This is a genomic window from Streptomyces sp. BA2, from assembly GCF_009769735.1.
In the GTDB taxonomy this organism is placed as follows: domain Bacteria; phylum Actinomycetota; class Actinomycetes; order Streptomycetales; family Streptomycetaceae; genus Streptomyces.
The window spans coordinates 4,178,674-4,193,089 of the sequence record NZ_WSRO01000002.1 but is presented as its reverse complement, the minus strand read 5'-3'; the positions used below and the strand labels follow the sequence as shown (position 1 = coordinate 4,193,089).

Below are 14,416 nucleotides of genomic sequence, written 5' to 3'. Positions count from 1 at the left end.
GTAAGGCCTGGGTCGTGTTGTCTACTGTGCGGCATGTTCCAGAATGTCTCGATCCTCCAGCAGGCAGGCGTGGCCGTCCTGGCCGCGGCGACCGTCGCCTGGGCCGTGGGCCTGGTGCGGGTGATGCGGCGTGATCAGGTCGACGTGGACGTCTGGCGCCGGTCCCAGGCGCTGCGCGCGCTGCCCGCGCAGGCGGGCCCGCCGCGCACGGAGACGGTCGAGCTGACGGCGGACGAGCGGGCCGCCTTCGCGGGCCTCGTGCGACAGTTCGGCGACGGCCGCCGCTGAGGCGGCGCGGCCATCGCCGGCTCTGTACCTACTTCGTACGCCACCTACTTCGTACGCTGCTGCGGAATGCTCCTCGCGCGCTGCTCCATCGCCGCGCGGGCCGCTTCCTCGGTGACGTACACCTCGCAGCGGTGCCGCTTGTCGGGTGTGACCGTGTGCTCGACCTCCCAGAGGCTGAGCTCGCTGCCGTCGAAGAGCAGGAACGCGTGCTCGTAGAGCGAGAAGCAGAGGCGCGCCTCGCCCGCCAGGCAGGGGCGGCCGAAGGCCTGGGTGATCTGGTGCGCGAACGCCGAGCGCAGTAACCGCTCCAGGTCCTCGCCGGGACGGCCCTCGCTCACCGAGTTCTCCGCGCGGCGCAGCAGCCGGCGGCCGTGATCCGCGGAGTCGTCCGGGACGTACGTATGGCGGGGCTCGTGGGTGACCGGGAGCTGGAGCACGACGGGCTGCTCGCAGACGCCGGCAGGGGTGTCGGGTGGGAGCGGCAGGCGCGAGGTGGCGACGCCGGCCTCCTCCTCGTCCGCGTACAGCTCGTACTGGGGGTGGCTGCCGGGGCCGGTGTTGTGCACGAGCTCCCAGAGGGTGAGCGCACCGGCGTCGGCGAGCAGCCACGTGTGCCGGTAGGTCTCGCGGTGCAGGCCCGCGCTGTGGTGCGCGGAGTGCAGCGAACTGTCGTACGCCAGAGCCGAGTCCAGGCGCCCTATCGTCTCGTCCGGCAGGTCGAAGGAGTTCATGGCGCGGCGAAGAAGCCGCTCGAGATGCTCCTGCGGAGAGTGCGAAGACTTCTGCTCGGCGGACTGTGGCTCGCACGCCGTCTCGTACTCGTACGGAACGCTCAAGGTCTCTCCCGGCGTTGCTGCATGTCACCTTGTGAGTGCATACCGTAGCCCCTGGGTCGGACATCATGCCCGGGAACCGGAAAACGTACGAGCCGCACGGCAAGTTCCCGTGCGGCTCGCGGTGTTGGGCCTGGTGAGTGGCCTGGTGAGAGGGTCAGGAGGGTCGGGAAGGGCGGCTGGGATCAGCCCGCGCTGCCGGTAGATCAGCCCGCGCTGCCCGCCGTCCACTCGCTCCAGGACATGTTCCAGCCGTTGAGGCCGTTGTCCGGGGCGATGGTCTCGTCCGGGGAGCCCTTGACCGTCACGATGTCCCCGATGAGGGAGTTGTCGTAGAACCACGCGCCCGGCGTGCTGGAGTCGCCCGCGCCCTGCGCGTCCTGAAGGCCGACGCAGCCGTGGCTGGTGTTGGCGCTGCCGAAGATCGAGGGCGAGCCCCAGTAGTTGCCGTGGATGAAGGTGCCGGAGGACGACAGGCGCATCGCGTGCGGGACGTCCTTGATGTCGTACTCACCGCCGAAGCCGACCGTGTCGCCGTTCATACGGGTCTGCGTGAACTTCTCGGAGATCACCATTTTCCCGTTGTACGTGGGGTTCTCCGGGCTGCCCGCGGAGATCGGGATGGTCTTGATGACCTTGCCGTCGCGCTCGACCGTCATCTTCTTGGCGTTCACGTCGACCGTGGAGACCTGCGCGCGGCCGACGGTGAAGGTGACCGTCTTGTTCTGTACGCCGGTGGCGCCGTCCGCGCCCTTCACGCCCTCCAGGTCGATCTTCATCGTGACCTTGGAGCCGGCCTTCCAGTACTCCTCGGGCCTGAAGTCGAGGCGCTGGTTGCCGAACCAGTGGCCCACGACCTTCTGGCCGCTGTCGGAGGTGACCTTGATGTGCGACTGGACGGACTGCTTCTCGGTGATCGCCTTGTCGAAGTTGAAGGAGACCGGCATGCCGACGCCGACCTTCGTGCCGCCGTCGGGGGTGTAACTGCCGATGAAGCTGTTGGCCTTCGAGACGGTGGTGAAGATCGAGTTCTCGGTGGCTTCCTTGCCCTTGCCGTCCTTGGCGTTGGCCTCGATCTTGTACTTCATGCCGCGCTCCAGCTGGGCCTTGGGCTTCCAGTTGGTGCCGTCGGCGGAGAGCGTGCCGTCGACCGCCGCCCCGGTGGAGACCAGGGTCATCTTCACCTCGGTCAGCTTGCCGCCCTCGACCTTGACGCCGGTGGCGTTGATGGAGGCGCCGGTGGAGCCGTCCTTCGCCGAGATGGTGATGTCGGCGCCCTGGGTCTTGGTCTTGCCGTCCTTGCCGTCGCTGTCGCCGTTCGCGTCGCCGCCGCAGGCCGTGAGGGAGAGCGCACCCACGGCGGCGAGCGCGGTGGCCGGCAGGAGGGTGCGCCGCCGGGGCTTGGCTATGTGCGACGTTGTCACGGGCTGCTCCATCGTTGTGTTTTTGTGCGAAGTGCGTGTTCTGGTCCAGTAAGGGTTAAGAGCGGCCTGCAGGCGGAAAGGTTCCGTCCGCTTGATGTGAGGGCGGGCACATGGACATGGCCCGTCGGCGGCCCAACGGGCTGTGTCCTGGGGCTATTTGTAGCTGTTCTTTCTGGGAATTCCCTTAGGGGTTCCTTTAGGGGCTATTCGTTGTTGGGGAGCTATTTGTTGTAGAGATCGCGGTACGAGGGGAAGCTGCCGCCCGGCGTCTGGACGGACTCCGCGGCCAGGAGCGCCCGGACGATCGCCGCCGTCACCATGTCCGCGCCCGCCGCGAGGATCTCGTTCAGGGCGAGAGGGTTCTGCCCGGCCCCCGGCAGCGGGCGCTCACCGGTCGCGAGGGCGAAGACGGTGTCCCCGTCGTTGAGGAGGTGGACGGGGCGCACGGCGCGTGCCATGCCGTCGTGCGATGTGCCGGCGAGCTTCTGCGCCTGCGCCTTGGTGAGTTCGGCGTCCGTGGCGACCACGGCCAGGGTGGTGTTCAGCGGGGGAGGCCCGTTCCCGGCGGCGGCGGCGGCTTCGGCGAGGCGGCGCGTGGCCTCCTCATGTACCTCGGGGTCGGGGTAGGTCACCCGCCGTCCCTCGAAGTACCGCCCGTACAGGGCGCCCGTCTGCGCATCGACCCCCGAACCCGCCGCGTTCGCCACGACCAGGGCGGCGACCGTGACGCCCGACTCCAGCCTGACGCTCGCGCTGCCGATACCGCCCTTGACCTTGCCGACCACGGCTCCGGTGCCCGCGCCCACGTTCCCCTCCTCGACGGGGGTGAACGGCTCGCTGCCCGCGGCGGCCTCCACCGCGGCACGCCCCGTCGAGGCGTCGGGGCGTGCCGTGAAGTCGCCGCCGCGGCCCAGGTCGAAGACGCAGGCTGCCGGGACCACGGGAACGACGTGGGAGGGATCGGGGCCGACCCGCACGCCGCGGCCCTGCTCCTCCAGCCACGCCATCACGCCGGTCGCGGAGTCCAGGCCGTACGCGCTGCCGCCGGTCAGCACGACGGCCTCGACGCGCTGCACCAGATTGCGGGGGTCGAGGGCGTCGGTCTCACGGGTGCCGGGGCCGCCGCCGCGCACATCCACGGCCGCGACGGCGCCGCCCGCCGGGGCGAGCACGACGGTGGTGCCGGTGAGGTGGCCTTCGTGGGTGAGGGTCGTGTGGCCTACGCGGAGGCCCGATACGTCGGTGAGGGAGTGGGAGGTCATGCCGACTTGCGTATCACGAGGGGGAGTTGCGCGGCTGTCGCCCGGCGCCCATCCGGCTGGTAAGTGTCATGCGCGGCGTCCCATCCGGCTGGTGAGCGTCACGCCGGTCGCGACGGTGGCCGTCGCCACGAGCCCCGCGACCAGGACGGCCCAGCGCCCGGCGAACGTACTCGCCAGGGTCGCCAACGCACTGGCGGGCAGCACGAGTTGCTGCGCGAGGCCCACCTTGTAGTAACGGGAGTGCAGCAGCCAGACGGTGAGGAGATACAACGCCATCGGCACGGTCACGGCCGCGGACGCGGCGAGCGTCGAGATGTGCGCCTTGCCGACGGCCTCCTCGACGGCGACCTCCAGCCCGGCGCCGATCGCGGCGGCCGCGCCGAGGATGACGTAGTGCCCGTATCCCCACAGGAACGCCTGGCGGTTGCTGCGCAGGCGGCCGTGGATGGGGACGACGAAGTAGATCCACCACGCGGCGAAGACCATCAGGAGGCCGCCCGCCGCGATGGGCAGAAGTTCGCCGAGCGCGTCGTTCTCCTCGATGCCGGACTTCACGGCGATGGTCGCCGCCGCGATCGTCTCGCCGAGCACGATGATCGTGAACAGGCCGTACCGCTCCGAGATGTGGTGCGGATGCCAGGCCGTGGTGTAGACGCGCTCCGCGAACACGGGCACGCACATCTCCGCGATGGCCATCACGAGGAACAGCCAGGGGCGTGCGCCCTCGGGCAGGAACAGCAGTCCCGACCAGCCGACCTGACAGAGCAGCACTCCGCCCGCGTACCGCAGAGCCGTGGTGCGCTCGGCGCCCGTGGCCGACTTGGCGACACGCAGCCACTGGGTGGTGAGCGCGACCCGCATGATCAGGTACCCGAGCCAGATCAGCAGGAAGTCGTGCTCCTGGAACCCCTTGGAGACCCCCGCGGCGAACACGAGCACACCGGCGATCTGTACGAGCGTGACGACGCGGTAGAGGACGTCGTCGTTGTCGTACGCCGACGCGAACCACGAGAAGTTGACCCACGCCCAGAACAGCGCGAAGAACACCATCGCGTAATTGAGCACGCCCTCGCCCGGGTGCGCCTCGGCCACGGCGTGCACGAGCTCCACCCCGGCCTGCGCGACCGCCACGACGAAACAGAGGTCGAAGAAGAGCTCCAGCGGAGTCGCGGCCCGATGAGCTTCCTCGCGCCCGCGTGCGCGAAGGGGCCGCACAGTGGCGGATGGGGGAGGTGGTGCTGGTGTCGGCCCGGGGGCCGGTGTGGACGTCATGCGGCCAGCACAGCAGAGGCTTGCGCCGAACCGGGTCCGAAGGCCCTCTGACCTTCGTGTCTTTGGGCTGGACGGCTGATGCCCTACGACTCTGCTCGCCAAGAGCCGCGCACGGGACCGTGGAAATGTCAGGCCCCGGAGCAAGGTCGGGACCCGTAGCGAACTGGGAACCAACATGACATCGCCTGCCGCCCAAGAAACGCGGACCGCGCCAGCGAGCAGTACGTACGACCCCGCGCAGTACCGCCCCGGCAAGACCATCACCGACTGGGAGCCGGAGAACGAGCTCTTCTGGAAGTCCATCGGCAAGAAGGTCGCCGCCCGCAACCTGTGGATCGCCGTCCCCGCGCTCCTGGTCGCGTTCGTCGTCTGGCAGGTGTGGTCGGTCACGGCGACCAACCTCAAGGACGTCGGCTTCGGTTTCTCCACCTCGCAGCTGTTCTGGCTGACGGCCGTCCCCGGCCTCACGGGCGGCACGGCGCGCGTCTTCTACACCTTCCTCGGCCCGATGATCGGCCAGCGCCGCTTCACCGCGCACTCCACGGTCGTCCTGGTCATCCCGCTGATCTGGCTCGGCATCGCGGTGCAGGACCCGAACACCTCGTACGGCGTGATGATCGCCATCGCGGCCCTCTGCGGTGTCGGCGGCGCGAACTTCGCCTCGTCCCTGGCCAACATCGGCTTCTTCTTCCCCAAGCGCGACAAGGGCAACGCCACCGGCATCAACGGCGGCCTCGGCAACCTCGGTGTCTCCGTCGTCCAGCTGGTCACCCCGATCGTCATCACCAGCTCGGTCCTCGCGGTCGGCTCGGCCCAGCACAAGGCGGACGGCACGCCCGTGTGGCTGCAGAACGCCGCGTTCCTGTGGGTGCCCGTCCTGGTGATCCTGGCCGCCGTCGCGTGGTTCGGCCAGAACGACCTGAAGGTCGCGTCGACCCCCTTCAGCCAGCAGAAGATCATCTTCAAGCGCAAGCACAACTGGCTGATGACCTGGCTCTACGTCGGCACGTTCGGTTCCTTCATCGGCTTCGCGGCAGCTCTGCCGATGCTCATCAAGACCACGTTCACGCCGATCGACGCGGCCTACTCCGCGGCCACGTACGCGTGGATGGGCCCGGCCGTGGGCGCGCTCGCCCGCTGGGCAGGCGGCTGGATCGCCGACAAGATCGGCGGCGCCAGGGTCACCATCATCTCGTTCGTCGGCATGGCGCTCTCGATCATCGGCGTCATCAACTTCCTCCCCTCCGGAGGCGACAACGGCAACTTCTGGGGCTTCTTCATCTGCTTCCTGTGCGCGTTCTTCTTCTCGGGCATCGGCAACGGCTCGACGTTCCGCCAGATCCCGGTGATCTTCCGCTCCCAGCACCTGAAGGGCCTGACGGAGGGCACCCCCGCCTACACGAAGGCGCTGAAGCAGTCCGAGATGGAAGCGGGCGCTGTCACCGGCTTCACCTCCGCTATCGCGGCCTACGGCTTCTTCTTCATCCCGGCGATGTTCGCCAACTTCGCGGTCACCAGCGCGATGTGGGGCTTCGTGGCCTTCTACGCCAGCTGTATCGCGGTCTGCTGGTGGTTCTACGCCCGCAAGGGCGCGGAATCCCCGAGCTGACGCCTCGGGCGGCGTGAGCGGTGTGGTCCGGGTGGGCCGAGTGTGGGAGCACTCGGTCCACCCTCCTTTTCCGGTCCCGGCGCTTGTGTGTGGCCATCGCCGCGAAGAAGAGGGACTTTCAGCCCTCGATCCAGGACCATTGCGGGCCTCCTGATCGATCAAACCGGAGTGGAATGGAGGCATAGCGACGAAGCGACACGAAAGGTGCGGGCCATGACTGCCACTCCTGCGGAAGCAACAGTGCACGGCGAGGCATGGGACGGCTTCAAGGGCGGCCTGTGGCGGGACGCCATCGACGTCCGCGACTTCGTGCAGCAGAACTACACCCCGTACGAGGGCGACGACTCCTTTTTGGCAGGGCCGACCGAACGCACCACCCAGGCCTGGCAGAGGCTCCTGTCGATGTTCCCCGCGGAGAACGAGCGCGGCATCCACGACGTCGACGTGAAGACCCCGTCCCGCATCGACGCCTTCGGCCCCGGCTACGTCGACGGAACCGCCGCCGACCACGCGGACCTGATCGTCGGCCTCCAGACAGACGCCCCGCTCAAGCGCGCCATCATGCCGGCCGGCGGCTGGCGGATGGTCGAAAGCGCACTCAACGCCTACGGCTACGAGGCCGACCCCCAGGTCAAGGAGGTCTACACGCACCTCCGCAAGACCCACAACGAAGGTGTCTTCGACGCCTACACGCCCGAGATCCGCGCCTGCCGCTCCTCCGGCATCATCACCGGCCTGCCCGACGCCTACGGCCGAGGCCGCATCATCGGCGACTACCGCCGCGTCGCGCTCTACGGAGTCGACCGCCTCATCGCCGCGAAGGAGGCCGACAAGGCCCAGCTGGGCGAGGAGTGGGCCACCGAGGAGGTCATCCGCGCCCGCGAGGAGACCTCCGAGCAGATCAAGGCCCTGGGCGAGCTGAAAGCCATGGCGATGTCGTACGGCTACGACATCTCGGGCCCCGCCACCACCGGCCGCGAGGCCGTCCAGTGGCTGTACTTCGCCTACCTGGCCGCCGTGAAGGAGCAGAACGGCGCGGCCATGTCGATCGGCCGCATCGACAACTTCCTCGACATCTACCTCCAGCGCGACATCGAGTCCGGCCGCATCACCGAGGCCGAGGCCCAGGAGTTCATCGACGACTTCGTCACCAAGCTCCGCATCGTCCGCTTCCTGCGCACCCCGGAGTACAACGAAGGCTTCTCCGGCGACCCGACCTGGGTCACCTGGTCGATGGCCGGCATCGGCGAGGACGGTCGCCCGCTGGTCTCCCGCACCACGTTCCGCGCCCTGCAGACCCTCTACAACCTGGGCCCCGCCCCCGAGCCGAACCTGACGGTCTTCTGGGCACGCGAACTGCCCAAGGGCTTCAAGGACTTCGCCGCCAAGGTCGCCATCGACACCTCGGCCATCCAGTTCGAGTCCGACGACCTGATGCGACCCAAGTACGGCGACGACACCGCGATCGCCTGCTGTGTGTCGGCGATGGCCGTCGGCAAGCAGATGCAGTTCTTCGGAGCCCGCGTCAACGTCGCCAAGGCCCTGCTCTACGCGATCAACGGCGGCCGCGACGAGAAGACCGGTAAGCGCGTCGTCGAGGGCTTCGAGCCCATCGAGGGCGACTACCTGGACTACGGCACCGTCGTCGAGCGCTACGACGCGATGCTCGGCTGGCTCGGCAAGACGTACGTCCACGCGCTGAACGTCATCCACTACATGCACGACAAGTACGCCTACGAGCGCCTGGAGATGGCGCTGCACGACCAGGAGATCCTGCGCACGATGGCGTGCGGCATCGCGGGCCTGTCCGTGGCCGCCGACTCGCTCTCCGCCATCAAGCACGCCAAGGTCAAGGTCATCCGCGACGAGACGGGCCTCGCCGTCGACTACGAGATCGAGGGCGACTACCCCGCCTACGGCAACAACGACGACCGTGCCGACCACATCGCCCAGCGCATCGTCTCGGACTTCATGGGCAAGATCCGGCAGCACCCGACCTACCGGAACGCGGTGCACACCCAGTCCGTCCTGACGATCACCTCGAACGTCGTCTACGGCAAGAAGACCGGCAACACCCCCGACGGCCGCCGCGCGGGCGAGCCGTTCGCCCCCGGCGCCAACCCGATGAACGGCCGTGACGAGCACGGCTACATCGCCTCCGCGCTGTCGGTCGCCAAGCTCGACTACGACGACGCCGAGGACGGCATCTCGCTCACCAACACGATCACGCCGGACGCCCTGGGCCGCACCCCCGGCGAGAGGATCCAGAACCTCTCCGGAGTCCTCGACGGCTTCATGGCCAGCGACGGCTTCCACATGAACGTCAACGTGCTCGACAAGGCGACCCTTCAGGAGGCCATGGAGCACCCGGAGAACTACCCGCAGCTGACCATCCGGGTCTCCGGCTACGCGGTCAACTTCATCCGCCTGACCCGCGACCAGCAGCTCGACGTCATCAACCGCACCTTCCACGGCTCCCTCTGAGCCCACCAGTTCGGGAGTTCTGCCATGGCTGTCCTGCTCGACACGGTGACCCCGGCGGCCGCGGTCACCCGGCGCCCCGTCACCGGATCCCTCCACTCCTGGGACCTGTCCACCGGCGTCGACGGCCCCGGCACCCGCTTCGTCACGTTCCTCTCGGGGTGCCCGCTGACCTGTCTGTACTGCCACAACCCCGACACCTGGCGGATACGGGACGGCAAGCGGACCACCGCCGACGACGTGATCGCGGAGGCCGCCAAGTACACCAAGTTCATCTCGGCGGCAGGCGGCGGAGCCACCGTCAGCGGCGGCGAACCTCTCCTGCAGCCCGTCTTCACCGGCGAACTGCTGCACCGCCTGAAGCACGAGCTGGGTCTGCACACCGCCCTCGACACCTCCGGCTTCCTCGGCGTGCGCGCCACCGAGGCCCTGCTCCGTGATGTCGACCTCGTGCTCCTCGACATCAAGTCCTGGGACCGCGAGACGTACAAGAAGGTCACCGGGCGTCCGCTGCGGCCCACCCTCGACTTCGCCCGCCGCCTCGCAGGCCTCGGCAAGGACGTCTGGGTGCGCTTCGTCCTCGTCCCCGGCCTCACCGACGACCCGGAGAACGTCGAGGGCGTCGCCCGCTTCGCCGCCTCGCTCGGCAACGTCTCGCGCGTCGACGTGCTGCCCTTCCACAAGCTGGGCGAGGCGAAGTGGGACGCCATCGGCAAGGACTTCACCCTGCGCGACACCACCTCGCCCACCCCCGGACAGGTGGCCGCCGCCAAGGAGATCTTCGCAGCTCAGGGGCTCACGGCTGTCTGACCGCCGCAGCGGCGCCCCACGGACGTACCCTGGATACATGAGCACCGCCCCCGCCCCCGAACCGCGCGATCCGAAGGAATCGGAGACCCCGAAGGGCTCCGAGGCGCCGAAGAAGCCGAAGAGCGCCCTGGTTTTCGACGACCCCCTGTCGCAGCAGTCTTCGGACGACACGGACCGCGGGTGGGGTGAGCGGCCTCCGGTCGGCGGCGACAGCGCCGCCGACCTGGCGCGCTTCCTCGACGAGAAGCCGCCCCACCACTTCTGAGCCCGCTCTACCGCTCGTCGTGCTCGTCGTGCCCCGAGCCGCGCTGCTGAGCAACCAGGGCGTCGCGGATCTCCTTGAGGACCTCCAGCTCCGAGATCTCGATGACCTCCTGCGTGCCCTCCTTCGCGGCCTTCCGCGCGGCCTGCCTCGCCAGATACTTGGCCATGGGCAGCACCATCAGGAAGTAGACGACGGCCGCGGTGATCACGAAGCTGAGGGTCGCGCTGAGGACCGTGCCCCACATGATCGGGATGCCGCTGGTGACCTCCCCCGCGTCGTTCATCTGGCACGGGGCTTTCAGGCACGAGCTGTAGTGATCGAGATCCTTCGTACCGAAGGCACCGACCAGCGGGTTGATGACACCCTTCACCACGGAGTTCACGATGTTCGTGAACGCGGCTCCGATGACCACCGCGACCGCCAGGTCGACGACATTGCCGCGCATCAGGAAGGCCTTGAAGCCCTCCCAGAGACTCGGGTCGTTCTTCTCGCTCACCACGAGGCCTTTCGTTGCAAATGCAGTTCGTGAAACAGACAGCTTCGCAAACTACGTCAGGGCCTGGTAGGACTGTCCAATTGGGTAGCTCGAATGAGCGACTTGACAGGAAGTCAGTGCAGTCGCACACATTGTGAATCAGCACAGCGTCACCGCCAGACGCATGCTCGCACCGGCTCCGGCGAGCCGCGCCGCCGTCGCTCTCGGCACGGAGAGCACGACCAACGCCCCTGCCTCGGCTGCGCTTTCGGCCGTGTCCTCCTGAGGCTCGGGCACCTCGGTCACCCTGGCCCCGGCCGCCACCACCCGCGACGCGGAGCCGTCGGAGGCGACCACATCGACCCGGTCGCCCCGGTGCAGCAGGCGCACGGTTTCCGCGTCCGCGATCCGCACCGGCGCCGTCACGTGTGTGGCGGTCCGACGCTCCCGCTCAGATTCCCGCGAGGGTGCGGCAGCGGCCGCCGGATGCCCCTGCGGCCGCACCCGTTCGGCATCCCGCGGCCCCGCGGCCACCAGCGCGGCCGCGGTCACCGCGAGCCCCGCGGCCATGGCCCGCCGTCTGTGCCGCAGCAGCCTTCGCAGGCGGTGCCGCCCGCCGCGTACCAGTACGGGGGAGAAGTGCGGCACGGGGCACGGCGGGGGAGGAGAAGGGGAGGAGATGTCTGAGGGAACATGCGCCACGGCGGCCACCACCTGCGGAGTCGAGAGAGCTGCGGATCTTGCCTTCCGCTCTCACGATGCAGGCCCGCGCCGAATCCCGCTGGGCCCCGTGCACTACTCCCGAGTTGTGGACAACTCCCTCACCCGAAGGGAAAGTTCCGCCCCTCCCGGCCCCCTCTCGACCCCGGCCCCGCCCCACCTCACGGCAGCCGAATCCCCGGATCCATCCCGCCAAGCGCCCCCGCACACAGACAGTCCCGCTCACCCTCCGCCGGCAGCCCCGCCACCGCGTCGAACAGCACCGTCCGCAGCCGGTCCACATTCGCCGCGAACACCTGGAGCACCTCCTCGTGTGAGACGCCCTCGCCGCTCTCCGCACCCGCGTCCAGGTCCGTGACCAGCGTCAACGACGTGTAGCAGAGCTCCAGTTCACGGGCGAGCACGGCCTCGGGATGGCCGGTCATGCCCACCACCGACCAGCCCTGCGCCGCATGCCAGAGCGATTCGGCACGGGTCGAGAACCGCGGCCCCTCGATCACCACGAGCGTCCCGCCGTCCACCGGCTCCCACTCCCGCCCGCGGGCCGCCTTCAGCGCGGCGCCGCGCCCGGCGGGGCAGTACGGGTCCGCGAGCGACACGTGCACGACGTTCGGAATGCTGCCGTCCGGCAGCGGAAGCCCGTCGAAGTACGTCTGCGTACGCGCCTTCGTGCGGTCCACGAGCTGATCGGGCACCAGCAGCGTCCCGGGCCCGAACTCGGGCCGTAGTCCGCCCACCGCACACGGCCCGAGCACCTGCCGTACGCCCACGGAGCGCAACGCCCACAGGTTGGCGCGGTAGTTGATGCGATGCGGTGGCAGATGGTGTCCGCGGCCGTGCCGGGGCAGGAACGCGACCCGTCGCCCGGCGATGTCACCGACGAAGAGGGAGTCGCTCGGCGCTCCGTAGGGGGTGTCGACCTGGAGCTCGGTCACGTTGTCGAGGAAGGAGTAGAAGCCGGAGCCGCCGATGACACCGATCTCGGCCCGCGTCGCGTTCGCCGTGTTCGCCATGCCGAGCACAGTAGCCGGGCCCGGGAACGCCGAAGACCCCGCTGTCGGAGGACAGCGGGGACCTGGAAGAAAGCGTGTGCGGGGCGGTGCGTCCTAGGCGGCCGACGAGCTCGAAGAGCTGGACGAGCCGGCCGACGACCCGGAGGAGGAGCTGGCCGACTTCGAGTCCGACGACGAGGACGACGAAGCGCCCGCGGAGGACTTGGAGTCCGACGACTTGGCGTCCGAGGACTTCGACGCGTTCGCCGTCGACGGCGTGCTGCTCGACGACGAGCCGCGGCTGTCGTTGCGGTAGAAGCCGGAGCCCTTGAAGACGATGCCGACGGCCGAGAACACCTTCTTGAGGCGTCCGTCGCAGCCGGGGCACACGGTCAAGGCGTCATCGGTGAACTTCTGCACCGCCTCGAGGCCCTCGCCGCATTCGGTGCACTGGTACTGGTACGTCGGCACTTGCTTCCTCCTGGCACTCTCACTCGTTGAGTGCTAACGACGGTCCATAGTGACGTATTCCGCGAGATCAGTCCACCGTGACCGGCTCGCGGTGACCGACGCCACGTGCCACGGTGCGTCCGACGGACCGCGGCACGAGCCGCGAGCGCAGGGTCACGAGCACCGCGAGGGCCAGCGCCGTACCGCCCAGCGGCACCAGGAATCCGGCGCCGTCCCAGAAGTGGTCCTCCAACTGTCCGGCGACCGTGACGGCGGCGGCCTGGCCGAGCGCGACGGCGCCGGTGAGCCAGGTGAACGCCTCGGTCCGGGCTGACGGGTCCACGAGACGGTCGACCAGGGTGTAGCCGGTGATCAGCGCGGGTGCGATGCAGACGCCGACCAGGAGACCGAGTCCGGCGAGCAGCACCACGGAGTGCGCGGCCCACAGCCCGGAGGCCATCAGGGTCAGTGCCGCGTACCCGACGAGGAGGCGGCGCTGCGGGGCGATCTTCCAGGCGATGGCGCCGCAGGCGAGTCCGGAGAGCATGTTGCCCGCCGCGAAGGTGCCGTACAGAACGCCGTTCAGACCGGGTTCGCCGATGGACTCGGTGAAGGCGGCCAGCGAGACCTGCATGCCGCCGAAGACTGCGCCGATGCCCAGGAAGGTCACGATCAGGACCCGCACACCGGGGATGCGCAGCGCCGAGACGTGCTCCACGCGCGCGTGCTCCTCGCGGGAGGCGGGCTTGGGCTGGGTGCTCTTCTGCGCGGCGAACAGCAGGCCGCCGACCAGCGTGAGTCCGGCCTCCGTGAAGAGCCCGGCCGCCGGGTCGATGGTCGTGCACAGCGCGGTCGCGAAGAGCGGGCCGAGGACGAACGTCAGCTCGTCCGTGACCGACTCGAACGCGGCAGCCGTGCCGGCGAGCGGGGAGTCCTGGAGCTTGACGCCCCAGCGGGCCCGCACCATGGGGCTGATCTGCGGCTGCGAGGCGCCGGTGGGCACCGCGGCGACGAAGAGCGCCCACAAGGGGGCGTCCGAGAGCGCGAGCATCGTCAGGGAGAGCACCGACACCGTGTGGATGAGTACGCCCGGCACCAGTACGGCCCGCTGGCCGAACCGGTCGGCGAGCTTGCCGCCGAAGGGGGCGAACACCGCCATGGAGACACCGGTGACGGCCGACACGGCGCCGGCGACGCCGTACGAGCCGGTGGTGTGCTGCACGAGCAGCACGATGGAGATGGTCAGCATCGCGAAGGGCTGTCGTGCCGCGAAGCCGGGCAGGAGAAACGTCCAGGCGCCGCGGGTGCGCAGCAGCTGTCCGTATCCGGGGCGGGAGGTGACCGTGGATGCCACGGCCCGTGCCTTTCTGCCGCCTGGTAGCGCGGCCCCCTTTTTCAGGGCGGCGGCGCCGAGAGCTGTCCTCTTGCGCGGAACTGCGGTAGATGCCGGTTGCCCACTGCGAGGACACGCGGCCGCCATACGGTCGGCGCCAGCTCTGCGTCAGACAGAGTTGGTTCGATCAGTTGGTACAGAA

At 69.1% G+C, this 14,416-nt stretch carries 14 protein-coding genes; 5 read left to right on the top strand and 9 right to left on the bottom strand.

All coding sequences use genetic code 11. From position 1 onward, the window contains the following. Positions 1–33: 33 nt before the first annotated feature. Positions 34–288: a hypothetical protein gene (locus E5671_RS21430; protein ID WP_160505575.1), complete on the top strand. Its 255-nt coding sequence runs from the start codon at positions 34–36 to the stop codon at positions 286–288. A 44-nt stretch (positions 289–332) separates the two neighbouring features. On the opposite strand, the gene E5671_RS21425 is transcribed toward E5671_RS21430, so the two are convergent. The 4 genes from E5671_RS21425 to E5671_RS21410 form a co-directional block, all read right to left on the bottom strand. Beyond that, positions 333–1,124, bottom strand: a complete 792-nt coding sequence (locus tag E5671_RS21425) for a DUF6227 family protein (protein ID WP_160505574.1) — start codon at positions 1,122–1,124, stop codon at positions 333–335. 203 nt (positions 1,125–1,327) lie between these two features. Further along, a complete protein-coding gene (locus E5671_RS21420; RefSeq protein ID WP_202121205.1) occupies positions 1,328–2,557 on the bottom strand; it encodes a L,D-transpeptidase family protein in 1,230 nt (409 codons plus the stop codon). 209 nt (positions 2,558–2,766) lie between these two features. Beyond that, on the bottom strand, positions 2,767–3,807 hold the full coding sequence (locus tag E5671_RS21415; protein ID WP_160505572.1) for a P1 family peptidase: 1,041 nt from the start codon (positions 3,805–3,807) through the stop codon (positions 2,767–2,769). 66 nt (positions 3,808–3,873) lie between these two features. Then, positions 3,874–5,079: a low temperature requirement protein A gene (locus E5671_RS21410; RefSeq protein ID WP_160505571.1), complete on the bottom strand. Its 1,206-nt coding sequence runs from the start codon at positions 5,077–5,079 to the stop codon at positions 3,874–3,876. Positions 5,080–5,254: 175 nt separating this feature from the next. Between E5671_RS21410 and E5671_RS21405 the strand changes: the two genes are divergently transcribed. From E5671_RS21405 to E5671_RS21390, 4 genes are all read left to right on the top strand, one after another. Further along, a complete protein-coding gene (locus E5671_RS21405) occupies positions 5,255–6,688 on the top strand; it encodes a NarK family nitrate/nitrite MFS transporter (protein WP_160505570.1) in 1,434 nt (477 codons plus the stop codon). A 213-nt stretch (positions 6,689–6,901) separates the two neighbouring features. After that, positions 6,902–9,172 carry a formate C-acetyltransferase gene (pflB, locus tag E5671_RS21400; RefSeq protein ID WP_160505569.1) on the top strand — a complete coding sequence of 757 codons (2,271 nt, stop codon included), beginning with the start codon at positions 6,902–6,904 and terminating at the stop codon, positions 9,170–9,172. A 24-nt stretch (positions 9,173–9,196) separates the two neighbouring features. Further along, positions 9,197–9,979 (top strand): pyruvate formate-lyase-activating protein, encoded by a 783-nt coding sequence (gene pflA, locus E5671_RS21395; RefSeq protein WP_160505568.1) that lies wholly within the window; start codon positions 9,197–9,199, stop codon positions 9,977–9,979. Between the two features lie 37 nt (positions 9,980–10,016). Continuing rightward, positions 10,017–10,244 carry a hypothetical protein gene (locus E5671_RS21390; protein ID WP_160505567.1) on the top strand — a complete coding sequence of 76 codons (228 nt, stop codon included), beginning with the start codon at positions 10,017–10,019 and terminating at the stop codon, positions 10,242–10,244. Positions 10,245–10,251: 7 nt separating this feature from the next. On the opposite strand, the gene mscL is transcribed toward E5671_RS21390, so the two are convergent. The 5 genes from mscL to E5671_RS21365 all read right to left on the bottom strand — a co-directional run bounded on the left by mscL (position 10,252) and on the right by E5671_RS21365 (position 14,235). Next, complete coding sequence (gene mscL, locus E5671_RS21385) at positions 10,252–10,740, bottom strand: large conductance mechanosensitive channel protein MscL (RefSeq protein WP_336605810.1); 489 nt, start codon at positions 10,738–10,740, stop codon at positions 10,252–10,254. Positions 10,741–10,878: 138 nt separating this feature from the next. Next, on the bottom strand, positions 10,879–11,367 hold the full coding sequence (locus tag E5671_RS21380) for a hypothetical protein (protein ID WP_443032670.1): 489 nt from the start codon (positions 11,365–11,367) through the stop codon (positions 10,879–10,881). 233 nt (positions 11,368–11,600) lie between these two features. After that, a complete protein-coding gene (locus E5671_RS21375; protein WP_160505565.1) occupies positions 11,601–12,452 on the bottom strand; it encodes an S-methyl-5'-thioadenosine phosphorylase in 852 nt (283 codons plus the stop codon). 93 nt (positions 12,453–12,545) lie between these two features. Continuing rightward, entirely contained in the window at positions 12,546–12,902 is a 357-nt protein-coding gene (locus tag E5671_RS21370) for an FmdB family zinc ribbon protein (protein WP_160505564.1), read from the bottom strand. A gap of 67 nt (positions 12,903–12,969) precedes the next feature. Beyond that, positions 12,970–14,235, bottom strand: coding sequence for an MFS transporter (locus E5671_RS21365; protein ID WP_160505563.1), 1,266 nt, complete (start codon positions 14,233–14,235; stop codon positions 12,970–12,972). Between the last annotated feature and the right edge of the window lie 181 nt (positions 14,236–14,416).